22 protein-coding genes are annotated in these 23239 nt (G+C 74.6%); 16 read left to right on the top strand and 6 right to left on the bottom strand.

Annotated elements, in window-relative coordinates; all coding sequences use genetic code 11:
* Position 1: 1 nt before the first annotated feature.
* From zapE to AB0G79_RS27485, 5 genes are all read left to right on the top strand, one after another.
* Positions 2 to 1087, top strand: a complete 1086-nt coding sequence (gene zapE / locus AB0G79_RS27505) for a cell division protein ZapE (protein WP_360810976.1) — start codon at positions 2 to 4, stop codon at positions 1085 to 1087.
* A 33-nt stretch (positions 1088 to 1120) separates the two neighbouring features.
* Positions 1121 to 1546, top strand: a complete 426-nt coding sequence (locus AB0G79_RS27500; protein WP_360810973.1) for an OsmC family protein — start codon at positions 1121 to 1123, stop codon at positions 1544 to 1546.
* Positions 1547 to 1667: 121 nt separating this feature from the next.
* Complete coding sequence (locus AB0G79_RS27495) at positions 1668 to 3032, top strand: alkaline phosphatase PhoX (protein WP_360810971.1); 1365 nt, start codon at positions 1668 to 1670, stop codon at positions 3030 to 3032.
* 93 nt (positions 3033 to 3125) lie between these two features.
* Positions 3126 to 4016 carry a PPK2 family polyphosphate kinase gene (locus AB0G79_RS27490; protein WP_360810969.1) on the top strand — a complete coding sequence of 297 codons (891 nt, stop codon included), beginning with the start codon at positions 3126 to 3128 and terminating at the stop codon, positions 4014 to 4016.
* Between the two features lie 122 nt (positions 4017 to 4138).
* The gene (locus AB0G79_RS27485; RefSeq protein ID WP_360811092.1) at positions 4139 to 4999 is read left to right on the top strand and encodes a polysaccharide deacetylase family protein; all 861 of its coding nucleotides are present in this window, start codon (positions 4139 to 4141) and stop codon (positions 4997 to 4999) included.
* Here the strand turns inward: AB0G79_RS27485 and AB0G79_RS27480 are convergent.
* The 3 genes from AB0G79_RS27480 to AB0G79_RS27470 are packed head-to-tail and all read right to left on the bottom strand — an operon-like array spanning position 4989 to position 7217.
* A complete protein-coding gene (locus tag AB0G79_RS27480) occupies positions 4989 to 5630 on the bottom strand; it encodes an ABC transporter (protein WP_360810967.1) in 642 nt (213 codons plus the stop codon). The genes AB0G79_RS27485 and AB0G79_RS27480 overlap by 11 nt on opposite strands.
* Positions 5627 to 6529, bottom strand: a complete 903-nt coding sequence (locus tag AB0G79_RS27475) for an ABC transporter ATP-binding protein (RefSeq protein ID WP_360810965.1) — start codon at positions 6527 to 6529, stop codon at positions 5627 to 5629. The genes AB0G79_RS27480 and AB0G79_RS27475 overlap by 4 nt, the downstream gene beginning before the upstream one ends.
* Before the next feature lie 10 nt (positions 6530 to 6539).
* Entirely contained in the window at positions 6540 to 7217 is a 678-nt protein-coding gene (locus AB0G79_RS27470) for an AIM24 family protein (protein ID WP_360810963.1), read from the bottom strand.
* A gap of 80 nt (positions 7218 to 7297) precedes the next feature.
* Here AB0G79_RS27470 and AB0G79_RS27465 point away from each other — a divergent pair, with 80 nt between their 5' ends.
* From AB0G79_RS27465 to AB0G79_RS27440, 6 genes are all read left to right on the top strand, one after another.
* Complete coding sequence (locus AB0G79_RS27465; protein WP_360810961.1) at positions 7298 to 8035, top strand: peptidyl-tRNA hydrolase; 738 nt, start codon at positions 7298 to 7300, stop codon at positions 8033 to 8035.
* Between the two features lie 13 nt (positions 8036 to 8048).
* Entirely contained in the window at positions 8049 to 8546 is a 498-nt protein-coding gene (locus AB0G79_RS27460; protein ID WP_360810959.1) for a hypothetical protein, read from the top strand.
* Between the two features lie 339 nt (positions 8547 to 8885).
* Entirely contained in the window at positions 8886 to 10310 is a 1425-nt protein-coding gene (locus AB0G79_RS27455; RefSeq protein ID WP_360810957.1) for a DUF692 domain-containing protein, read from the top strand.
* Between the two features lie 2 nt (positions 10311 to 10312).
* Positions 10313 to 11359 carry a TIGR04222 domain-containing membrane protein gene (locus AB0G79_RS27450; protein WP_360810955.1) on the top strand — a complete coding sequence of 349 codons (1047 nt, stop codon included), beginning with the start codon at positions 10313 to 10315 and terminating at the stop codon, positions 11357 to 11359.
* Between the two features lie 49 nt (positions 11360 to 11408).
* Positions 11409 to 12176: a TIGR04222 domain-containing membrane protein gene (locus tag AB0G79_RS27445; protein WP_360810953.1), complete on the top strand. Its 768-nt coding sequence runs from the start codon at positions 11409 to 11411 to the stop codon at positions 12174 to 12176.
* Positions 12177 to 12215: 39 nt separating this feature from the next.
* On the top strand, positions 12216 to 13838 hold the full coding sequence (locus AB0G79_RS27440; RefSeq protein ID WP_360810951.1) for an alpha/beta hydrolase: 1623 nt from the start codon (positions 12216 to 12218) through the stop codon (positions 13836 to 13838).
* Between the two features lie 100 nt (positions 13839 to 13938).
* Here the strand turns inward: AB0G79_RS27440 and hemQ are convergent, their stop codons facing one another.
* Together hemQ and hemG are read right to left on the bottom strand one after the other, a co-directional pair.
* A complete protein-coding gene (hemQ, locus tag AB0G79_RS27435; protein ID WP_360810949.1) occupies positions 13939 to 14652 on the bottom strand; it encodes a hydrogen peroxide-dependent heme synthase in 714 nt (237 codons plus the stop codon).
* A gap of 17 nt (positions 14653 to 14669) precedes the next feature.
* Entirely contained in the window at positions 14670 to 16184 is a 1515-nt protein-coding gene (hemG, locus tag AB0G79_RS27430; RefSeq protein WP_360810947.1) for a protoporphyrinogen oxidase, read from the bottom strand.
* Positions 16185 to 16320: 136 nt separating this feature from the next.
* Here hemG and AB0G79_RS27425 point away from each other — a divergent pair, with 136 nt between their 5' ends.
* Entirely contained in the window at positions 16321 to 17349 is a 1029-nt protein-coding gene (locus AB0G79_RS27425) for a DUF4349 domain-containing protein (RefSeq protein ID WP_360810945.1), read from the top strand.
* Between the two features lie 20 nt (positions 17350 to 17369).
* Positions 17370 to 18743, top strand: a complete 1374-nt coding sequence (locus AB0G79_RS27420; RefSeq protein ID WP_360810944.1) for an FAD-dependent oxidoreductase — start codon at positions 17370 to 17372, stop codon at positions 18741 to 18743.
* Between the two features lie 57 nt (positions 18744 to 18800).
* On the opposite strand, the gene hemE is transcribed toward AB0G79_RS27420, so the two are convergent.
* Positions 18801 to 19877, bottom strand: a complete 1077-nt coding sequence (gene hemE / locus AB0G79_RS27415; RefSeq protein WP_360810942.1) for a uroporphyrinogen decarboxylase — start codon at positions 19875 to 19877, stop codon at positions 18801 to 18803.
* Between the two features lie 90 nt (positions 19878 to 19967).
* Here hemE and AB0G79_RS27410 point away from each other — a divergent pair, with 90 nt between their 5' ends.
* From AB0G79_RS27410 to AB0G79_RS27400, 3 genes are all read left to right on the top strand, one after another.
* A complete protein-coding gene (locus AB0G79_RS27410) occupies positions 19968 to 20678 on the top strand; it encodes a DUF3000 domain-containing protein (RefSeq protein WP_360810940.1) in 711 nt (236 codons plus the stop codon).
* Between the two features lie 285 nt (positions 20679 to 20963).
* Complete coding sequence (locus tag AB0G79_RS27405; protein WP_360810938.1) at positions 20964 to 21629, top strand: response regulator transcription factor; 666 nt, start codon at positions 20964 to 20966, stop codon at positions 21627 to 21629.
* Between the two features lie 81 nt (positions 21630 to 21710).
* Entirely contained in the window at positions 21711 to 22994 is a 1284-nt protein-coding gene (locus tag AB0G79_RS27400) for a ribonuclease D (protein ID WP_360810936.1), read from the top strand.
* Positions 22995 to 23239: the final 245 nt, after the last annotated feature.

Below are 23239 nucleotides of genomic sequence, written 5' to 3'. Positions count from 1 at the left end.
TGTGTCGACCCGTGCCCTCACCGAAGCGGCCGCCCTCGCGGCGGCCCCGCTCTCGCTCTGCTCGCGAGAGCCCCACGTCCCCGCCGACCGGCTCGTCGCGGAGATGGTGCCGCCGCCGCGCTTCGACTCCGTCCGGTTCGACACGTACCTCCCGGACCCGAACCAGCCCAGCCAGACGGCCGCCGTCAAGACGCTGAGCGGTTTCGCCGAGGGCCTCGGCGGGGCGCACGCCTCCGGCAGCGGCAAGCGCCGCTGGTTCGCCAAGAAGCCCGCCGCCCCGACCGGCCCGCGCGGCGTCTACCTCGACGGCGGGTACGGCGTCGGCAAGACCCACCTGCTCGCCTCCCTGTGGCACGCGACCCCCGCCGAGCCCGCGCTGAAAGCTTTCGGCACCTTCGTCGAGCTGACCAACCTCGTCGGCGCGCTCGGCTTCCAGCAGACGGTCGCGACCCTCAGCGGACACCGTCTCCTCTGCATCGACGAGTTCGAGCTCGACGACCCGGGCGACACCGTCCTCGTCTCCAGCCTCCTCGCCAAGCTGGTCGAGGCCGGCGTGGCGCTCGCCGCCACCTCCAACACGCTCCCCGGCAAGCTCGGCGAGGGCCGCTTCGCCGCCGCCGACTTCCTCCGCGAGATCCAGGGCCTCTCCGCCCACTTCATGCCGCTGCGGATCGACGGCGAGGACTACCGCCACCGCGGCCTGCCGGAGGCCCCCTCCCCGTACACCGACCAGGTCGTCACGGAGACGGCGTACGCCACGCCCGGCGCCTCCCTCGACGACTTCCCGCACCTGCTCGACCACCTGGCCAAGGTGCACCCGAGCCGGTACGGCGCACTCACCGACGAGCTCAGCGCGGTCTGCCTCACCGACGTCCAGCCGGTCCCCGACCAGTCGACGGCCCTGCGGCTCGTCGTCCTCGCCGACCGCCTCTACGACCGCGAGATACCCGTCCTCGCCTCCGGGCTGCCCTTCGACAGGCTGTTCAGCGAGGAGATGCTGAACGGCGGCTACCGCAAGAAGTACTTCCGGGCGATCTCCCGGCTCACCGCGCTCGCGCGCGACGCGAAGGGGCTGGTCGCGCAGTAGCTTGGGGGCCGTACCCGATCGAAAGGGATCCACATGGCCACCGTGCGTCACGCCCACACCGTCTGGCAGGGCGACCTCCTCAAGGGCTCCGGCGTCGTCACGCTCGACTCCTCCGGACTCGGCTCGTACGAGGTCTCCTGGCCGGCCCGCACCGAGGAGCCGAACGGCAGGACGAGCCCCGAGGAGCTCATCGCCGCCGCGCACTCCTCCTGCTTCTCGATGGCCTTCTCCAACGGCCTCGCGAAGGCCGGCCACGCGCCGACCCGCCTGGAGACCAAGGCGGACGTCACCTTCCAGCCGGGTCAGGGCATCACGGGCATCCACCTGACCGTGACCGGCGAGGTCCCGGGCCTGGAGGCGGACCGCTTCCAGGAGCTCGCCGAGGACGCGAAGAAGAACTGCCCGGTCAGCCAGGCGCTGACGGGCACGACGATCACGCTGACGGCCACCCTCTCCTGATCTCCCGTCCGTTACTTTTGTGGCCCGCATGGTTACCATGCGGGCCACACGTCACCTCTGCACCTGCTCTTGTCACCTGCTCCATCCGCCTGTCCGCCAACAGGAAGTGGGTAGTTGCCGCATGTCCGCGACACGACGTCAGATCCTCTCCCGCACCGGCGCGTCCGCCGTCGGGATCGCCTTCACCGGCGCCCTCTCCGAACTCTTCGCCGCCGGTACGGCCACGGCCGCCGCGCCCCGGGGCGGCTACGGCCCGCTGGTCCCCGACCCCGACGGACTCCTCGACCTCCCCGAGGGCTTCCGCTACCGGGTGCTCTCCCGGCAGGGCGACCCCCTCCGCTCCGGCGAGGGGCTCGTCCCCAGCAACCACGACGGCATGGGTGCCTTCGCCGGCCGCCGCGGGCGCGTGCACCTCGTCCGCAACCACGAGAACCGCGCCACCGGGAAGATCGGCGTCCCGACCGTCCCCGGCCTGACCTACGACCCCGCCGCCAGGGGCGGCTGCACGGTCCTCGAACTCGACGGCCGCAACAACGTCCTCGGCGAGCGCGTCGGCGTCGCCGGCACGGCCGTCAACTGCGCGGGCGGGCCCACCCCCTGGAACACCTGGCTCACCTGCGAGGAGACCGAGGACCGCGCCGGGACCAACGGCTACACCAAGGACCACGGCTTCGTCTTCGAGGTCGACGGCGCCGACCCGCACCGCAGCGGCGCCGTCCCGCTCACCGCGATGGGCCGCTTCCAGCACGAGGCCGTCGCGGTCGACCCGACGAGCGGGATCGTGTACGAGACGGAGGACGCGTTCCTCCAGCCGTTCGGGCTCTTCTACCGCTTCCTGCCCGACAGGCCGCTCGGCGGCCTCGGTTCGCTCCGCGCGGGCGGCGCCCTGGAGGCCATGCGGGTGCCCGGCGTCCCCGACCTCTCCGTCGTCCAGGAGCCGGGCACGCGCTTCGAGGGCGTCGAGTGGGTCCCCGTACCGGACCCCCTGGCAACCGAGACCCCCATCCGGCTCCAGGACTTCGGGCCGAGGGGCATCACCCACGCGCAGAAGCTGGAGGGCTGTTACTGGGGCGGGCGGGCCGTCTACTTCGTCTCCTCCTTCGCCCGCGCCTCGGACGGCTCCGGCGCCACCCACTTCGGCCAGGTCTGGAAGTACGAGCCGCACAAGCGCCGGCTCACCCTCGTCGTCGTCTTCGGCCCCGACACGGACGTCCGGCTCCCGGGCGAGTCCCCCGACAACATCTGCCTCGCCCCGAGCGGCGGCCTGATGGTGTGCGAGGACGGGGACGGCGCGCAGCACGTCTTCGGCGTGAGCAGGGAGGGCGAGGTGTACGCGGTCGCGCGCGGCGCGCGCAACATCGGGACGCCCGAGCAGCCGGAGTGGGGCGAGTTCGCGGGTGTCACGTTCTCGCCGGACGGCTCCACGATGTACGTGAACTGCTACACGCCGGGGACGACGTTCGCGGTCACGGGGCCGTGGTGCTGAGCGGCTGACCCCTTCCGGGCTCGCGGGCCGCCGGGTTCCGTCGGAGGATCGGAGGAGGACGGGGGCGGGTCGGCGCGGCGGAAGGGTCACGAGGTGGCGAAGAAGGACGGGAAGAAGAAGCGGTCGCCGGAACCCCGGACGCGGCCGCCGGCCCTCCGGGACGTCCTGCGCGTGCCCGAGGGCGAGCGCCTCGACCTCACCGCGTACGACGCCAAGGCGGTCCCCGCGGGCCCGACCGACAAGGCGTCCGGCCTGGCCGCCACCGCCGCCCTCGCCCCGCGCCTCGCCGACCTCCAGGACCGCCTGTACGCGTCGAGCACCGCCGGCGACCGCCGGCGGCTGCTCCTCGTCCTGCAGGGCATGGACACCAGCGGCAAGGGCGGCACGGTCAAGCACGTCATCGGCCTCTTCAACCCGTCCGGCTGCCGCATCCGCGCCTTCAAGGCGCCGACCCCGGAGGAGCAGAACCACCCCTTCCTCTGGCGGATCATGAAGGCTCTGCCCCAGCCGGGCGAGATCGGCATCTTCGACCGCTCGCACTACGAGGACGTCCTCATCGCCCGCGTCCGCGAGCTGGTCCCGCGCTCCCAGCTCGGCCGCCGCTACGCCCAGATCAACCGCTTCGAGAAGTCCCTCGCCGACGACGGGGTGACGGTGGTGAAGGTCTTCCTCCACCTCTCGTACGAGGAGCAGCGCGACCGGCTGCTCGAACGCCTGGACAACCCGGAGAAGCACTGGAAGTTCAGCCCGGGCGACATCGAGGAGCGCGCGATGTGGCCGTCGTACCGGGAGGCGTACGAGATCGCCCTCGAACGCTGCTCGACGGACGAGGCCCCCTGGTACCTGGTCCCGGCGGACCGGAAGTGGTACCGGAACTGGGCGATCAGCCGGCTGCTCCTGGAACACCTGGAGGCGCTGGACCCGACGTACCCGGCGGGCGACTTCGACGTGGCCGAGTGCCGGAGGCGGCTGCTCGCCACCTGAGCGGTACGTGGCGGCCGTACCGATCCGCTACTCGTAGGAACCCGCCGGCGTCCCACCGCCCCCCGCGTCCCGGACGGATGTCGATCGGTTAGCTTCCGAGCGTGAACATTCCTGTACGAAGGATGGCGGTGCTCGGCCTCCTCGGCGCCGTTCTGGCCGGTTGCGGTGGCGGCGGGGCTCCCGAGAAGCCGGCGCCCGCCACCCGTACCCCCGGCGCGGGCACGAGCGCCAGCGCCCCCGCGCCCGGCCCCAAGGCCGACCCCGCCCGGCGCGCGCCGGCCGCCCCGCCCACCCTCGCGCCGGGGCCCGACGGGCTGACGCCCGTCTACAGCCGTCGCGCGCGGACGGGCGGCGAGAAGGTCGTCGCGCTCACCTTCGACGCGGACATGACCGCCGATCAGGGGCCGCGGGCCGCGCGCGGCGAGCGCTTCGACAACCCGGGACTCGTCGCGACCCTGCGCCGCCTGAAGGTGGACGCCACCGTCTTCATGACGGGCCGCTGGGCGGAGGAGTACCCCGACCAGGCGAAGTCCCTCGGCACCGACCCGCGCTTCGAGATCGCCAACCACTCCTACAGCCACTACGCCTTCGCGTCCCCCTGCTACGGCCTGCCGACCCTCGGGGGCCCGGACATGGCGGCCGACGTCCAGCGCGCCTTCGACGCCTTCCGGGACGCCGGGGCCGTCAACGTCGTCCCGTACTTCCGCTTCCCCGGCGGCTGCTACGACGACGCCGCCCTCCGCGCGCTCGCGCCCCTCGGCGTGACGGCGGTGCAGTGGGACGTGGTCAGCGGCGACGCCTTCGCCAAGGACGGGAACGCCGTCGCCGAGCAGGTGCTCGACGGGGTGAGGCCGGGGTCGCTCGTCGTCATGCACTGCACGCGCAGCGCCGCCCCCGTCACCGAGCAGGCGATCCGCCGGATCGTCCCCGAGCTCCGCGCGCGCGGCTACCGCTTCGTGAAGGTCTCGGAGCTCATGCGCTGAGGCGGCTCCCCGTCGCCCGGCACGAGACGGCCGCCGTCGCCGCCGCGAGGAGCACCGCCCCGACGGCCGCCGTCCACGACGGCGGCGCCCCGGTGACCACGGCCGTCAGGGCGTGCTTCGCCGGGGAGCCGGTGGTGACGAGGGCGAGTAGCGAGCCGAGCACCAGGGCCAGGACCGACCAGCCGGGGGCGTTCACGAACGGGCGGCTCGCCAGGGCGCCGACCGCCGCGCCCGTCAGGACGCAGGCCGCCGTCACCAGGAACCCGGTCGCCAGGGCGGTGGGCGCGCCCACCGTGCGCCGGTCTCCGAGCGCGGTCACGCCGAGGACGGCGGCCGTGCCGAGGAGCCCCGGCAGGGCGGTGCCGGTGAGGAGCGCCGCGAGGTGGGCGCGGGCGCGGCCGGCCGCCGCCGCGACGACGTCCCGGGCGGCGGGCGGCTCCTGGGTGAGGCAGATCCGTACGGACCAGGCCGCCACCGGCAGCAGCCCGGCCGCCGCGAAGCCGAGCGCGCCGAGCACGGGCTCGCCCGGGCGGACGCCGACGGCGAGGAAGGCCGCGTGGAGCAGGACCGGCGGCAGCCAGCGCTGCGAGCGGAGGAGCAGCCCCGCGTGGTACCCGATCAGCGCCGTCATGCCCGTACCGCCTCCTCCGCACGGAGTTGCCGGATGTGCCAGAAGGCGGTGAGGAGCGTTTCGAGCAGGGCGTCGGAGTGGGCCTCGTGCACGGTGAAGACCAGGGTGTCGGGGGCCGGGGAGGGCTCGACGAGAGGCTGCCCGGGGAGGAGGACCGCCTCCGGGAGGGGCTCGCCGCCGGAGGCGGTGATGCGGACCAGGGGCGTGCGGAGCGTCCCGGAGGAGGACGCCTCCGCCGCCTCCCGTACCGCTCCCGTCTGCGCCGCCTCACACACAGCTCCCGTCACCGCCGCCTCACGCACCGCACCCGCCTCCACCGCGTACACGGCGTCGGCCTCTCCCGCGAGGCGGCGCGGGTCGTGGTCGACGAAGACGACCGTGCCGCCCGCCGCGACCCGCTCGCGGACCGCGCGGTCCAGTTCGGCGCGCGCGCCGGTGTCGAGGCCTGTCCAGGCCTCGTCGAGGACGAGGAGGCCGGGGTCGGCGAGCAGGGCCTGGGCGACGGCGACCTTCTGGCCGGTGCCCTTGGAGAGTTCGGCGAGGGGGGTACGGGCGTACGCGGCGGCGCCGAAACGTTCCAGCCACTCCCCCGCGCGGGCCCGCGCGGCCGGTCCGCCGAGGCCCTGGATCCGGCCGAGGTGGGAAAGGTAGTCGACGGCCGTGAAGGGCAGGGCGGCGGGGAAGCGCTCGGGGACGTACCCGGTGCGGGGCGGGCGGCCGGTGATCCGGCCCTCGGTCGGGGCGTCGATGCCCGCGAGGAGCCGGAGCAGGGTCGACTTGCCCGTGCCGTTGGTGCCGACGCAGCGCACCAGGGTGGCGGCGGGCAGGGCGAGGTCGACCCCGCGCAGGACCCACGGCCCGCGGAGCCCGTACCGTCGCCCGACCCGCTCGGCCCTCAACGCGCGGCCCTCAATGCGACGCGTTCTTCTGCGGGGTGAGCTCGCTCGGGCGGACGACGACGAAGCCCTGGCCGTCCAGCCTGAGCTGGACCGCCTCGCCCGAGCCGCCACGGAGCATCGAGCCGAGGGACTGGGAGCGGTGCAGCGACGTGACGAGCTGCTCGCTCCAGCCGACGACGGCGTCGGTGTCGACGCACACGGGGGCCTGCGGGGTGACGGGGATGACGATCGGGCTGCCCTCGCACATCAGGGCGACCTTGCCGCGGCCGGTGAAGACGGAGTTGAAGAGGCCGCCGCCGGTCATCCCGGCGCCCTTCACCGTACGGATCTCGTAGTGGAGGGTGGAGTCGAAGCAGAGGACGTTGCGGCCGTTGACGGAGAAGGCGTCGCCCGGCTCGATCTCGACGATGAAGCAGTTCTGCGCCTCGTGCGCGAACCATGCCTCGCCCTGCCCACTGACGGTCATGAGCGCCAGGCCCTCGCCGGTGACGGCCCGCTTGAGCATGCCGCCGATGCCCTGGCCCTTGCGCTCGAAGCGGAGGTCGCCGCGGAAGGCGATCATGGCGCCCTGGCGCGCGTACATCTCGCCGTTGACCGTGTACTTGACGGACTTCGCGTTCTGCAGGGTCATGCCGGGGAAGTCGGCCGTCTCGGCGAGGTGTTCGCCGACGAAAAGATCGCTCTTCATGGGCAGCATCCTGACGTGCGGACCTCCCGTGCCACAACAGGCCCCCCTGCCGTACCGGGCGTCGGTGGCAGACTTGCCGGGTGAGCAGTGACAGCAGCAACGACACCACCGACCCCCGCGACGAGAAGCCGCAGTTCGTCCTCCCCCTGGTCGTCCGCATCGAGCGCGACGCGCCCCCGGCCCGTACCGACGCCCTGGAGACCGCCGCCCGGGCCGTGATGGCGATCCTCACCGACGAGCGCTCGCTCGGCGAGGGCGAGGACCGGGGCGAATGGGCCCGGGCCATGGCGGACTGGGAGGACGCCCGGATCCGCAAGGTCGTGCGGCGGGCGCGCGGCGCGGAGTGGCGGAAGGCCGGGGCGCTCCCCGGGATCACCGTGACCGGCGAGACGGCGGAGGTACGGGTCTTCCCGCCGGTGCCGCTCGACGGCTGGCCCAAGGAGCTGGCCAAGCTCCAGGTCTCCGGCACCGACCTCGACGACCCGGCCGAGCCCGGCCCCGTACCGGACGGGGCCGTGACGCTCTGGATCAACCCCGGTGTCGACATGTCGGCAGGCAAGACGATGGCGCAGGCCGGACACGGCGCGCAGCTGCTCTGGTGGGCGATGCCGGACACCGACCGCAAGGCCTGGCAGGAGGCGGGCTTCCCGCTGGCCGTCCGCACGGCGACGCCGGAGCGGTGGGCCGCGCTGGCGGCGGACGACAGCGGCCTCCCGGTCGTCCGGGACGCCGGGTTCACGGAGATCGCCCCCGGCAAGACGGTCGTCTCCGAGGGCAGCGACCTCTACGCTCCGCACCTGCGGCTGGCGCGGCCGTAGGACACTCGGGGGCATGAGCCATCACTCGGGCCGACGTACCGGTCGGCGGGCGAGCCAGGTCGTGTCCCTGCTCCTGTTCTTCCTCCTGGCGGGGATCGACGCGCTCGTCCGTCTCCCCGCCCGGTGGCGGGCCCGGCTGATCGCCCGGTCGCGTGCGGTCCGGCAGGAGCGGAAGCGGGCGGAGCGCGAACTGCGGGCGCGCGCCCAGGAGTTCGCCGAGGCCGCCCCGTGGGGCCCGCCCGTGCGCACGGAGCTCGTCGACCGGTGCTCCCCGGGCGGGGGCCGGAACCTCTTCGACCCGAACCCGGCGCCGCGACCCGTCCTGACCTGCGTCATGCGGATCCACCTGCACTTCCTCGCGGACGGGCCCGTCGAGGACCTCGCCGACGGCCTCCGTGCCGAGGGGCCCGAGCTGCTGACCTCCGACGGGCCCGACGGCGACGGCCGGACGAGGATCGAGTGGACCCGCACCGTGCGCTACCACACGGTCTGGGGAAGGGCGCGCGGGTGAGCGTCAGGAAGACGGCCGGACGGATCGTGACCGGCGTGTTCGTCGTGCTCGTCGGCGTGCTCGTCCTCTTCCTCGGCCTCCTCCTCCACTGGACGTGGTCGAACCAGGGCTCGGTCCGCCCTCCCGCCGTCCCTCACGGTGGCACCGCCCCACCCGCCTGTCCCCCTGGCCCCCGCCGTCACCGCGCTCCCCGCCCTGACCTGCTGAATCCCGCCTTCCGGGGCACGCCCGGGGCGGAAACCTCAAATGTAGCTCTGAACGTCCCCCTCCTTGGATTCGAACGTCCGCCTCCGGGTCATCACCCCGGTGACCGAGAACGGAAACAGGGGGGACGGGTACATGGGGGACAGGACGGAGCTCGGCATCGGCATCGGCTGGCGTCCCGAGATCGCGGAGGCGGTCGAGGCGCTGCCCGGAGTCGACTGGGTCGAGGTGGTCGCGGAGAACATCTGCGCCGGCCACCTGCCCGACTCGCTGGTCCGGCTGCGCGAGCGCGGCGTGACGGTCGTCCCGCACGGCGTCTCGCTGGGGCTCGGCGGGGCCGACCGGCCGGACCCGGCGCGGCTCGCCGCGCTCGGCGAGACGGCCCTCGCGCTCGGGGCGCCGCTCGTCACCGAGCACATCGCGTTCGTGCGGGCCGGGGGGCCGCTCACCGCCTCTCCGCAGCTCGAAGCCGGGCACCTGCTGCCCGTGCCCCGGACCAGGGACGCGCTCGACGTGCTCTGCGAGAACGTGCGGATCGCGCAGGACGCGCTGCCCGTGCCGCTCGCCCTGGAGAACATCGCCGCGCTCATCGCCTGGCCGGGCGAGGAGATGACGGAGGGGCAGTTCCTGGCGGAGCTGGTGGAGCGTACGGGGGTGCGGCTCCTCGTCGACGTCGCCAACCTGCACACCAACCACGTCAACCGCGGCGAGGACCCCGCGAAGGCCCTGGCCGAACTGCCGGTGGAGGCCATCGCGTACGTCCACGTCGCCGGCGGCGTCGAGCGCGACGGGGTCTGGCACGACACCCACGCCCACCCCGTGCCGCGCGCGGTCCTCGACGTCCTCGCGGACCTCTCCGCGCGGGTCTCGCCGCCCGGGGTGCTCCTCGAACGGGACGACGACTTCCCGTCCGCCGACGAACTGGCGGACGAGCTGGAGACGATCCGGGAGACCGTGATCAGGGAGAACCTGATCCAGGAGAGCCTGCGGACGGTCCGGGAGGTCCGGGAAATCCGGGAGCCCGCCACGCCTCCGCTGCTCATCGGCGCCGGCGCCCGGGTGTCGGGCGGGGCGATGCCCGTACCCGTCGTCTCCGTCGACCTCCCCCGGCCTTCGGAGCCGTACGAGGCCGAGGTTCCCGTCGCCACCGACGACGCCCGGCAGCGCCTCGGTCTCGCGCAGGCCGCCCTGCTCTCCGCGCTCGTCGCGGGCACCCCCGCGCCCGAGGGCTTCGACAGCCGGCGGCTCGGCGTGCAGAGCCGGGCGCTCGCCGCCAAGCGGGCCGGTGTCGTCGCCAGGGTCGCGCCGGAACTGCCGGAGATCCTCGGTACGGGTTTCCGGCCGGCGTTCCTCGCGTACGCGCGGTCCCGCCCCATGACCGGCGGCTACCGCCGGGACGCGCTCGACTTCGCCGAACACCTGCTGCTCGCCGACCGCCCCGAGGACCCGGCCGCCCGGCGGCGCCTCACCGAGTGGTGGCAGGACCGTTCCGGCAGCCGCCCGCCCGGCCGCGCCACCCGTCTGGTGCGGGCCGCCCGTCACGCACTCGTACGGAGATGACCATGGACACGCTCCTCGTCCTGTACTACGCGGCCGGCCTCACCGGCATCGTCCTGCTCGTCACCCGGGTCGTCCGCGCGCGGCGCGGCCGGGGCGGCGACGCCACCGTCCACGACCGGTACGAGGCGGCGTTCCTGCACGGCGGACCCGCCAGGGTCGTCGACACCGCCCTCGCCTCCCTCCAGGCGGACGGCCGCCTCGCGATCGGCGGCCCGGGGATCGTCTCCGCCGTCAGGGCCGTCGCCCACGACCCGGTCGAACGGGCCGTGCTCCAGGAGCTCGCGGCGGCCCCGCACGGGGCCCTGCACCACCTGCGGCTCGCCGTGATGCGGCACCCCGCGGTGCAGGAGATCGGCGACGGGCTCGCCGCGCGCGGCCTGATCGTCACCCCGGCCGCGCGGCGCGCGACGCTCCGCTGGTGCGGGGCGCTCGGGCTGTCGGCCTTCGTCCTCTTCCCCGTCGCGGTCGCCCTCACGATGGTCGACTTCGCCGACTCGTACGAGATGACGGTGCCGTTCGTCGTGAAGGTGGTGCCGGTCCTGCTCGTCGCGGGGATCACGGCGATGGTGTGCGCGGCGGTCTCCGCGAAGCAGATCACCGGCGCAGGGCAGCGGGCCGTCCTCGCGTACATGCGCGCCCACGGGCACGTCGGCGACGCCGGGCACCTCGTCGCCCTCTACGGCCTGCGGGTGCTGCCCGACCCGGTCCTGCGCGAGCAACTGCTCGCCGCGGCCCGGGTGTACGGAGGTCCGCGCGGGCGCGGCGGGCGCGGCGGCGCCCGGCGGACGCACACCCACTCCTCGTCGTCGAACACGGACCTCGCCCTCGCCGGGGTGCCCGCCTTCTGGTGCGCGGAGAACAGTTCCTGTGGCGGGGGCGGGGGCGGAGGCTCGTGCTCCGGCGGGGGTTCCTGTTCCGGTGGCGGGTCGAGCTGCGGTGGCGGCGGGTCGAGCTGCGGCGGGGGCAGCTCCTGCGGGAGCTCCAGCTCCGGGAGTTCCTGCGGAAGTTCCAGTTCCGGCAGCTCCTGCGGCGGCGGCTCCAGCGGCTGACGCGCCCGTTCGAGTGGCGAGGGGGCCCGACCTCCCGTAGAACCAGGGCATGGTCTGGGTTCCCCTCCTCCTCGTCGCCTGCGTCGTCGCCGCCGTCGGATGCACACGCCTGTGCCGGGCCACCCTCGCGGCGGCCCGGCCCGCCGCCCCGGGCGCGGGCGTCGACGACCACCCCGGACTCACCGTCCAGGAAGCCGCCTACCTCGCCGGCGGCCCGCTGCGCGTCACCGACCTGACCCTCGTCTCCATGCACCGGCAGCGGCGGCTGCTGCTCGCCCACACCGGCTGGGCGACCGTCGTCGACGCCCGGGGCGTCGACGGCGTCGAGCAGGCCGTGCTCGGGGCCATCGGTCCCGGCGGCCAGGCCCCGATCCCCGCCGTCCGGCCCGTGGTCTCCGCCGCCGAGCCGGTGCGCTCGCTCGCGGAGCGGCTCGTCGACCGGGGCCTGGCCGTGTCCGAGACGGGCCGCCGGGAGATCGCGGCGGGGCTGCGCGCGGTGCGGTTCGCCTTCCTCCTCTCCCTCGGTCTCGGCACGGCGGCCGCGCTGCTCGTCCCCGGAGCCGAACGGGGCGTCGTGATCGCCGCGTTCACGCTGCCGCTCCTCGCGTCCGGGCTCTGCCTGGCCATCGGCGGCATCGAGATCTACCCGTACACGAGCTGGGCGTCCCCCGCCGGGCAGCGGCTGCTGTCCGGGCTCGGCGGGCGCCGTGACGAGCCCGCCGACCCGCTGACCGCGCTCGCGACGCGCGGCCCCGCCGTCCTGGAGCCCGAACTCCGCGCGGCGCTCCGGGGACACGCTCCCGTACGCCTCCCCTAGGTCCTTTACTTCGCCTCCGGGGCGCGCCGACGATCTCCCATGCCTTCCCCCGCGCTGTACGGAGCCCTCACCGCCCTCCTCTTCGCCTCCTCCCTGCCCCTCACCTCCCCCGCGCGCGACGCCCCGCCGTCCGAGGCGCGCGGTACCGGGCTCGCCGCCCGCAGGGCCGCCGCCGAGGGGATCGCCTGGGCCGCCTGCCCGGCCGCCGAGCAGCTGCCGCCGTCCGTCCTCTGCGGCACGGTCCGCGTGCCCCTCGACTACGCCGATCCCGAGGGGCGTCGGATCCCGCTGACCGTCAGCCGCGCCCCCGCCTCCGGGCCGGCCGCCGAACGGCAGGGCGCGCTCCTCTTCAACCCCGGCGGGCCCGGCGCCTCCTCGACGTACTTCCCGCTCGCCGCCGGACTCCCGGAGTGGAAGCGGATCTCGGCCTCGTACGACCTCGTGGGCTACGCCCCGCGCGGGGTGGGCCGTTCGGCGCCCGTCTCCTGCGAGGACCCGGCGGGCCGCGCGACGGGCCCGACACCCGCGCCGACGTCGCCGTCGGAGACGTACAAGAAGGAGCGGATCGCGCGGGCGCAGACGTACGCGGAGGGGTGCGCGCGCCGGACGGGCGCGGGGCTGCGCCACTACCACTCGCTCAACAACGCCCGGGACCTGGAGGTCCTGCGGGCCGCGCTGGGCGAGCCGCGCCTCACCTATCTCGGGGCCTCGTACGGCACGTACATCGGCGGCCTGTACGCGACGCTCTTCCCGCACCGGGTGCGGCGGATGGTCCTCGACGCGCCGGTCGACCCGACGCCGTCGAAGGTCTGGTACGGCAACAACCTCGCCCAGTCGGAGGCGTTCGAGGGCCGGTGGCTCGACTTCCGCACGTGGGTGGCGAAGCACGACGCGGTGTACGGGCTCGGGGCCACCGCCCGCGCGGTCGCGACCAGCTACGACCGGGCGCGGGCCGCGCTCGCCGCGCGCCCCGCGGGCGGACGGGTCGGGCCCGGGCAGCTGCACGGGGCGATGCTGGCGGCCGGGTACGACGACCGGTTCTGGCCGTCGCGGGCGGCGGCGCTCTCGGCGTACCTGAAGGGCGATCCGGAGCCGCTGGTCGCGCAGGCCGCGCCGCCGGCGGACCCGGCGCCCGACGCCGGCAACGGGCGCGCGGTCTACACGGCGGTGGAGTGCAACGACGCCCCCTGGCCGGAGGAGTTCGCCGTCTGGGACCGGGACAACACGGCCCTCGCCCGGCGCGCGCCCTTCGAGACCTGGGACAACGCCTGGATGAACCTGCCCTGCGCGTACTGGAAGGCGCCCCGGCAGCGACCGCTCGACGTGCGGACGGGCCCGGGGGTGCTCCCGCCGGTGCTGATCCTGGCGGCGGAACGGGACGCGGCGACGCCGTACGCGGGAGCCCTCGAACTGCACCGGCGGCTCGCGGGCTCGGCGCTCGTGACGGAGCGGGGCGCGGGCACGCACGGGATCGCGGGCGGGCCGAACGCCTGCGTGAACGGCTACTTGGAGGACTACCTGCTCGGGGGCGCGCTGCCGAGGCCCTCGCTCGACGACAGCACCCCGGAAATGACGCCGGTGCGGCGCGCGTCGTGCGCGCCGCACCCGGAGCCGGACCCGGTGTCGCTGGAACGGGGGGCAGCGAAGACGCCCGCCGTCTGATCTTCCGGGTCGAGGGGTGGCGCGTCCGGCCGGAAGCCGGACCGCCACCTGGTTCGTACGGCCTTGTCAGGCCAGGGCCCCGTCGGGGCCGGGGCCTCGGTCAGGCCAGGCCCGCCACCAGCTCGGCGACGCTCTTGCGGCGGCCGGTGTAGAACGGGACCTCCTCGCGGACGTGCATCCGCGCCTCGGAGGCGCGCAGGTGGCGCATGAGGTCGACGATGCGGTACAGCTCGTCGGCCTCGAAGGCGAGCAGCCACTCGTAGTCGCCGAGCGAGAAGGAGGCGACCGTGTTGGCGCGGACGTCGGGGTAGCCGCGGGCCATCTTGCCGTGGTCGGCGAGCATGCGGCGACGGTCCTCGTCCGGCAGCAGGTACCAGTCGTAGGAGCGCACGAAGGGGTAGACCGAGACGTAGTCGCGCGGGGTCTCGTCGGCCAGGAAGGCCGGGATGTGCGACTTGTTGAACTCGGCGGGGCGGTGCAGCGCCATGTTCGACCAGACCGGTACGAGGGCGCGGCCGAGCCTGGTGCGGCGGAAGAGGTTGTACGCCTCCTGGAGCTCGTCGCTCGTCTCGGCGTGCCACCAGATCATCACGTCGGCGTCGGCGCGCAGACCGGAGAGGTCGTACGTGCCGCGGACGGTGATGTCCTTGGCGGCGAGCTGGTCGAACAGCTCCTGGACCTCGTCGGCGTAGCCGGCGCGGTCCTCGGGAAGGTTGTCGCGCAGCTTGAACACAGACCACAGGGTGTAGCGGATGACCTCGTTGAGGTCCTTCGCCTTCTTACCGGCGTTCGGGATCTTTTCGGGCGCACTCATACGCCTATTCTCGCCCGTCACGAGGAGTGCCCCGCACCGGGGTCGGTGCTTTTCGACGTGGCGATGATCTCGTCCCCGATCTTCCCCGCGATCTCACGGGTGATCTCGTCGGCCGCGCGCTGCGCCGAGGCGACCGTGGCGGGGATGCCGACGCCGTCGTACGCGGCTCCCGCGACCCGCAGTCCGGGCAGCGCGGCGACGGCCTCGCGGACGCGGGCGACCCGGGCGAGGTGGCCGACGGGGTACTGGGGAAGGCCGCCGATCCAGCGGGTGACGGTGGTGGCGACGGGGCGCGCGGCGAGTCCGGTGGCGGCGCCGAGGTCCTTGAGGGAGGCGGCGACGAGGTCGGCGTCCTCGCGGTGGACCTGGTCCTCCTCGCCGTGGCGGCCGACGGAGGTGCGGAGCACGAAGAGGCCGGGGGCGCCGTCGCCGATCCAGTTCCACTTCTGGCTGGCGAAGGTGGAGGCCTTGACGGTGTGGCCGTCGACGGGCGGCACGAGGAAGCCGGAGCCGGGCAGGGCGGGCACGTCCTCGCGGCGGAAGGCGAGCGTGACGAGGGCCATGGAGGCGTACTCGACGGCGGCGAGCTCGGAGGCGGCGGCCGGCGCGTGCTCGGCGAGGAGCCGGGCGGCGGGGCCCGCGGGCGTGGCGAGGACGACGGCGTCGGCGGCGAGGACGCGGTCGCCCGCGTGGACCTCCCAGCGGTCCCGTCCGACGCGGCGCAGGGCGGTGACGGGGGCGTCGGTGACGATCTCGCCGCCCGCGGCGCGTACGGCGTCGGCGACGGCGGCGGGCAGGGTGCCGACCCCGCCCTCGACGCCGAGGAAGACGGAACCGGCGAGGCCGGCGGCGAGGCCGGTCCCGCCGCCGCCCGCGTCGACGGGGGCCGCGGCGGCCCCGGCCCGCTGGACGGCCTGGACGGCGGCGGAGAGCGTGGGGTGGCGGCGGGCGGCCTCGAAGAGGGCGGGGACCGCGGCCTTCATGGAGATGCGGTAGGCGTCGCCGGCGTACACCCCGCCGAGGAGGGGCTCGACGAGCCTGTCCACGACCTCGTGGCCCATGCGCTCGGAGACGTACGCGCCGATGGCGATGTCCTCGCCGATCTCGGTCGGGGGCAGCTCGGCGTCGCGGCCGATGCGGCGGGCGCCCTCCTCGGAGAGGAGGCCCTCGACGGCGGCGGCGGTGCCGGGGACGCCCATCACGTGCCCCTTGGGCATGGGGACGAGCTCGCCGCGGGACCAGACGGACGCGGTCGTCGTGGCCGGGGCCTGGAGCCGGTCGCCGAGGCCGACGGCCTCGGCGAGCGCGATCGCCTCGGGGCGGCGGGCGAGCAGCGACTCGGCGCCGAGGTCGACGGCGGCGCCCGCGATCTCCCCGGCGCGGAGCTTGCCGCCGAGCCGGTCGCCCGCCTCCAGGAGGGTGACCCGGTGGCCGTCGGTGACGAGCCGGTGGGCGGCGGCGAGGCCGGCGATGCCGCCGCCGATGACGACGACATGAGCTCCGGCGTGGGGTCCCGTGGTGTCCGCGTTCATGGGACCACTCTCTCAAATCGCCCGCGCGCTCCCGTTCCGAGGCCGGACCGTGACCGCATCGCTACCGGGGAGCGCAACCCCGCCGCCCGGCCCGTACGTCCAAGGGGCACGTTCACCGAGTCCCCGGGGGGATCACATGCGCGGTATCCGCACGACGAAGAGAAGCACCACCGGAACGGCCGCCGCGGCGGCCCTGCTCACGGCCTCGCTCGTGCTGACGGGCTGCGGCGCGGGCGGTTCGAGCCTCGACAGCGGCAAGGGCGGCGGGTACGCCGCGCGGGGCGACGCCAAGGGCGTCACCGACGGTTCCGGTGGTTCGGAGGCGGTCGAGGAGCAGTCCGCGGCGGGGAAGCCGTCGGACGCGAAGCCGGTCAGGCAGCAGCACGTCATCCGTACCGCCTCGCTCACCGTCGAGGTCGAGGACGCCACCAAGGCGCTGGTCACCGCCCGCCGGGTGGCAGCGGGCGCCGGCGGGCGGGTCGAGAACGAGTCGACGGAACGGCTCGACGACACGTACGTGATGTCCAGGGTCGTCCTGCGGGTGCCGCAGGAGCAGTACGACGCGGTCCTCGTCGAGCTCGCGGGCACGGGCCGGCTCCTGAACCGCAAGGCGGACGCGAAGGACGTCACCGAGCAGGTGGTGGACGTCGAGAGCCGGATCGCGACCCAGCGGGCGAGCGTGGCGCGGGTGCGGGCGCTGATGGACAAGGCGGAGAAGCTGGCCGACGTGGTGACGCTGGAGGGCGAGCTGAGCCGCCGTCAGGCGGACCTGGAGTCGCTGCTCGCCCAGCAGGCCTCGCTGAAGGACAGGACGACGCTGGCGACGATCACCCTGGAGCTGACGGAGAAGGAGAAGCCGGAGGCGGCGAAGGACCCGGAGGACGAGCGTCCGGGGGTCGGGGACGCGCTGAGCGGCGGGTGGAACGCGCTGGTGGACGCGGTCGCGTGGATCGTGGTCGTGCTGGCCGCGCTCGCCCCGTGGCTCGCGGTGGCGCTGGGCGCGTTCCTCCTCTGGCGCCGTTTCGTCCGCCCGCGCCGCGCGGCGCGGGCGGCGGCCCAGGCCCCCGCCGTGGCGCCCGGCACCCAGCGCAACGCGGCGGGTGCCCCGATCGCCCCGGTGGCCGGCGCGGGCGAGGAACCCTCGGAAGGTCCCGCCGGGAAGTAGGTCCGTCGTATGTTCGTCGTATGACGGAGCGACTGGTGGTCATCGGTGGCGACGCGGCGGGGATGTCCGCGGCGTCGCAGGCACGCAGGCTCAGGACGCCCGGGGAGCTGGAGATCGTCGCCTTCGAGCGCGGTCACTTCTCCTCGTACTCGGCCTGCGGCATCCCGTACTGGGTCGGCGGCGACGTGGGGACACGGGACGAGCTCGTCGCCCGCTCCCCCGAGGAGCACCGGGCCCGGGACATCGACCTGCGGATGCGGACGGAGGTGACCGCGATCGACGTGGCGGGCCGCCGGGTCCGCTCGCGGGACCTCGACGCCGGTACGGAGGCGTGGACGGGGTACGACAAGCTGGTGATCGCGACGGGGGCGCGGCCGCTGCGCCCGCCGCTGCCGGGGATCGACGCGCCCGGCGTCCACGGGGTGCAGACCCTGGACGACGGGCAGGCGCTCCTCGACTCCCTGGAGCAGGCCGAGGGGCGTCGGGCCGTGGTGCTCGGCGCCGGGTACATCGGCGTGGAGATGGCCGAGGCGCTGCTCGCCCGGGGTTTCGAGGTCACCGTCCTGACCCGGGGCGAGCAGCCGATGACGACGCTCGACCCCGACATGGGGCGGCTGGTGCACCGGGCGATGGACGGCCTGGGGATCACGACGGTCGTCTCGGCGACCGTCACGAAGATCCTCACGGGCGCGGACGGGCGGGTGCGGGCGGTGGTGACGAGCGACGCCGAGTACCCGGCGGACGTGGTGGTGCTGGGCACGGGTGTCGTGCCGGAGACCTCGCTCGCCCGGGCCGCGGGGCTGCCGCTCGGCGAGTCCGGCGGGCTCCTGACGGACCTGGCGATGCGGGTGCGGGGCCACGAGGACATCTGGGCGGGCGGTGACTGCGTGGAGGTCCTCGACCTGGTCTCGGGCCGTGAGCGGCACATTCCGCTGGGGACGCACGCGAACAAGCACGGCCAGGTCATCGGGGCGAACGTGGGCGGCGACTACGCCGTCTTCCCCGGAGTCGTCGGCACGGCGGTGTCGAAGGTGTGCGACCTGGAGATCGCGCGGACCGGCCTGCGGGAGAAGGACGCCCGCGCGGTGGGGCTGCGGTTCGTGACGGTGACGGTGGAGTCGACGAGCCGGGCGGGGTACTACCCGGGGGCGGCGCCGATGACCGTGAAGATGCTCGCGGAGCGGCGTACGGGACGGCTGCTCGGCGTGCAGATCGTGGGCCGGGAGGGCGCGGGCAAGCGGGTCGACATCGCGGCCGTGGCGCTGACGGCGGGGATGACGGTGGAGGCCATGACCGCGCTGGACCTGGGGTACGCGCCGCCGTTCTCGCCCGTGTGGGACCCGGTGCTCATCGCGGCGCGCAAGGCGACGGCCGCGGTCAGGGCCGCGGGCTGAGGCGGCGGTCCGGGCGGCAGGGTGAGGCCCCGCCGCCCGGACCGGGCGACGGCGGGGTCAGACGGCCGTCCGCGTGTGCACGTACTCGACGAGACGGCTCAGGGCGTCCGGGTCCATGGACGGCATGACGCCGTGACCCAGGTTGAAGACGTGGCCCTCCAGGCCCTTCGCGGCGGCCAGGACCTCGTCCGTCTTGGCCTCCACCGCCTGCTGCGAGGCGAAGAGGACGGCCGGGTCCAGGTTGCCCTGGAGCGCCTTGCCCGGGCCGACGCGGCGGGCGGCCTCGTCGAGCGGGACCCGCCAGTCGACGCCGACGACGTCCGCGCCCGCCTCGCCCATGAGGCCGAGCAGCTCGCCCGTGCCCACGCCGAAGTGGATGCGGGGGACGCCGTACCCGGCGACCGCGTCGAAGACCTTCGCCGAGGCCGGCATCACCGAACGGCGGTAGTCGGCCGGGGAGAGCGCCCCCACCCAGGAGTCGAAGAGCTGCACGGCGGAGGCGCCGGCCTCGATCTGCACCTTGAGGAAGGCCGAGGTGATCTCGGCGAGGCGGTCGAGCAGGTCCGCCCAGAGCTGCGGGTCGCTGTACATCAGCGCCTTGGTGTGCTCGTGGTTGCGGGACGGGCCGCCCTCGACGAGGTAGCTCGCGAGGGTGAAGGGGGCGCCCGCGAAGCCGATCAGCGGGGTCTCGCCGAGCTCCTCGGTGAGCATCCCGATGGCCTCGGTGACGTAGTGGACGTCCTCGGGGGTGAGGTCGCGCAGCTGCGCCAGGTCGGCACGGGTGCGGATCGGGTCGGCGACGACCGGGCCGACGCCGGGCTTGATGTCGAGGTCGATGCCGATGGCCTTGAGCGGGACGACGATGTCGCTGAAGTAGATCGCCGCGTCGACCTTGTGGCGGCGGACCGGCTGCATCGTGATCTCGGTGACGAGCTCGGGCCGCATGCACGACTCGAGCATCGGGATGCCCTCGCGGACCTTCAGGTACTCGGGGAGGGAGCGCCCGGCCTGCCGCATGAACCAGACGGGGGTGTGCGGCACGGGCTCGCGCCGGCATGCCTTGAGGAACGCGGAGTCGTGCGTCCGCGACTGCTGCTTCGTCTGCTGGCCCTGCGGGCTGTCGTTGGCACTCACGCCCCGAATCTTCGCATGTGGCGGAAGCCGCTCGCCCGGGCCGGGTGTCCCTCCCCGCACAGAGCCCCCGTTCCGCCTACTCTTCCCCGCATGGCTGCGGCTCAGGGACATTTTTCCGATCATTCCGACGGCAGGAGAGGGACGGGCGAAACGGGGGACAGCGGGAGCAGTACGGAGACGAACCCGGCGCCGCCCGCCTTCCGGCGCGCGGTGGAGGCACTGCGGACGGCGCGGCCGAGGGCCGAGATCGAGATCGAGCCGACCAGGCCCCCGCAGCGCCTGGCCCCGTACGCGTACGCGGTGGAGGCGGCCGTCGTCGACGGCGAGGAGGACCTCGCGGACGGGCGGCTCGTGCTGCTGCACGACCCGGACGGCCACGAGGCCTGGAAGGGGAACTTCCGGCTCGTGACGCTGATCAGGGCGGAACTGGAGCCGGAGATGGCGGCGGACCCGCTGCTGCCCGAGGTGTGCTGGTCCTGGCTGACCGGGGCGATGGAGGCGCGCGGGCTCTCGTACGGGGAGGCCGGCGGGACCGTCACGATGGCGAGCTCCCACTACTTCGGCGGCCTCGCGGACCGCAGGCCGGCGACCCAGATCGAGATCAGGGCCTCGTGGACGCCCCGCGAGGGCCTCGGGGGCGTGCCGGACACGGCGGCGCACCTGGCGGCCTGGGGCGACCTGCTGTGCCAGATCGCGGGGCTGCCGCCCGCACCGGTGGAACCGGGGGCGGGCCAGGCGGGGACGGTGACGGGCGCGGGGGTCGTCTCGCTGCCCCAGCGGCGGGGCCCGCAGCAGGTCTAGTCGGGCACCCGAGCTGACGGACTCGCGCCCCCTCGCGGCCCTTCCGGGGAGGAATTCCGGGAGGGCCGCCGGGGTGTCGCGGTGCGGCCGACCGGGGGTCCGCTCGTAGGATGATCGATCACGCGTCCGAATTGCCCTAATTGTTACTCACCAAATCGTGATCTTTCCCTAAAGGCGGACGCCCCAGCTGCCGAAGGAGTCAGTGACCCCTTCACAGCACGGGTTCGCCCCCCGGCTTCATCCCCGAGCCGGATCCGTCCCGCATCCTTCCCCCCAGGAGGCCTGGTGTCCGTTCTCCTCGAGCAGCCCGCAAGCCTGGTCGCCTACCGCCCGAACAAGCCGACGGCCATGGTCGTCGTGGCCGACCCGCGCGTCCGTTCCACCGTGACCCGCCACCTGTGGGCCCTCGGAGTACGTGACGTGATCGAGGCTTCGTCCATCGCGGAGGCCCGTCCCCGCGTCGGCAACCCGCGCGACATCTGCGTGGCCGACGTCCACCTGCCCGACGGCAGCGGCCTGACCCTGCTGTCCGAGACCCGCGCCGCGGGCTGGCCCAACGGCCTCGCCCTCTCGGCCGCCGACGACATCGGCGCCGTACGCAACGCCCTGGCGGGCGGCGTGAAGGGCTACGTCGTCACCGGCACCCGGACCAACATCGGCCACCCCGGCCGGCCCGGAGCCGCACCCATCGGCTCCGCCGCCGCGCGGCTCGGCCACCGCCGCCCCCCGGGTGCCCCGAGCCACCCGGGCGGCTACCGCGAGCTCTCCGGCCGTGAGGTCGAGGTGCTCCGGCTCGTCGCCGAAGGCCAGTCCAACAAGGCCATCGGCGTCTCCATGGGCCTCTCCGCCCTCACGGTGAAGAGCCACCTGGCCCGCATCGCGCGCAAGCTCGGCACGGGTGACCGCGCCGGCATGGTCGCCGTCGCGCTGCGGACCGGAATCATCCACTGACGGCAAGCCGCCGGAAAGCCCGCGCCTGTCGACGGAACGTTCCGTCGACAGGCGCTTGCCGTTCACCGATACCCTTGACAGGTGACCGACGCCCAAGAGACCGCAGCAGACACAGCACTGCGCACCACCGGGGGCGGCCCCCCGGACGACGACGTCCCTGCGAACGGGCTTCCGATCCCTTTGCTGGCGCCCCGCGAGGGGGTACCGCCCGTCGTCGAGACCGAGGACGCCCTCGCCGAGGTGATCGCCGCGTTCGCCGCCGGAACCGGCCCCGTGGCCGTGGACGCCGAGCGCGCGTCCGGCTACCGCTACGGACAGCGCGCCTACCTCGTCCAGCTCCGCCGCGAGGGCGCGGGCACCGCGCTCATCGACCCCGTGGGCTGCCCCGACCTCTCCGGGCTCGGCGAGGCGCTCACCGGGACCGAGTGGATCCTGCACGCCGCCACCCAGGACCTCCCGTGCCTGCGCGACATAGGCATGCTCCCCACCTCGCTCTTCGACACCGAGCTGGCCGGGCGCCTCGCGGGCTTCCCGCGGGTCGGCCTCGGCGCGATGGTCGAGTCCGTCCTCGGGTACGCCCTGGAGAAGGGCCACTCCGCCGTCGACTGGTCCACCCGCCCGCTGCCCGAGCCCTGGCTCCGGTACGCGGCCCTCGACGTCGAACTCCTCGTCGACCTGCGCGACGCGCTGGAGAAGGAGCTCGACCGGCAGGGGAAGCTGGAGTGGGCGCGCCAGGAGTTCGACGCCATCGCCTCCGCCCCGCCGGCCCCGCCGCGCAAGGACCCGTGGCGCCGGACCTCCGGCATGCACAAGGTCCGTCGGCGCCGCCAGATGGCGGTCGTACGGGAGCTGTGGACGGCCCGTGACAAGGTCGCCCAGCGGCGGGACGTCTCGCCCGGCAAGGTCCTGAGCGACGCGGCGATCGTGGAGGCGGCGCTGGCCGTGCCCGTGAACGCGGCGGCCCTCATGGCCCTGCCCGGCTTCGGGCACCGCATGAACCGCCGCCAGCTGGAGCAGTGGCAGGCGGCGATCGACCGTGCCCGCGCGCTCCCCGAGAACGAGCTCCCCCAGCCCGGCCAGCAGATCGCGGGCCCCCCGCCGCCCCGCGCCTGGGCGGACAAGGACCCGGCGGCCGCGGCGCGCCTGGCGGCGGCCCGCACGGCCGTCTCGGCCCTCGCGGAGGAGCTGAACCTCCCCCAGGAGAACCTGATCACCCCCGACACGGTCCGCCGCGTCTGCTGGGAGCCCCCGTCCCCCGCGACCCCGGATGCCGTCGCCACGGCCCTGACCGGCCACGGCGCCCGGCCCTGGCAGGTCGAACTGGTGACGCCGCTGCTGGTGGAGGCCCTGAAGGTCACGGCGTAGGGCGTCCTCCCCCGCCCCGCCCCTTCCCGAAACCGGGGGCAAGCCCCCGGGCCCCCGTACGGCCTGGCGGCCGTGCCCTCAAACGCCGGGCGGGCTGGAAAATCCAGCCCCGCCGGCGTTTGAGGCGCGGGGTCCGGGGCGGTGCCCCGGTTTCGGGAAGGGGCGGGGCGGGGTGTAGGCCCCCCGCAGCGGCCCCCCCCCCCCCCCCCGGGGGGGGGGGGGGCCCCCCCCCGGCCCCCCCCGCC

Source organism: Streptomyces sp. NPDC020807 (assembly GCF_040641575.1).
Classification (GTDB): domain Bacteria; phylum Actinomycetota; class Actinomycetes; order Streptomycetales; family Streptomycetaceae; genus Streptomyces.
This window is presented reverse-complemented; position numbering and strand designations above follow the sequence as displayed.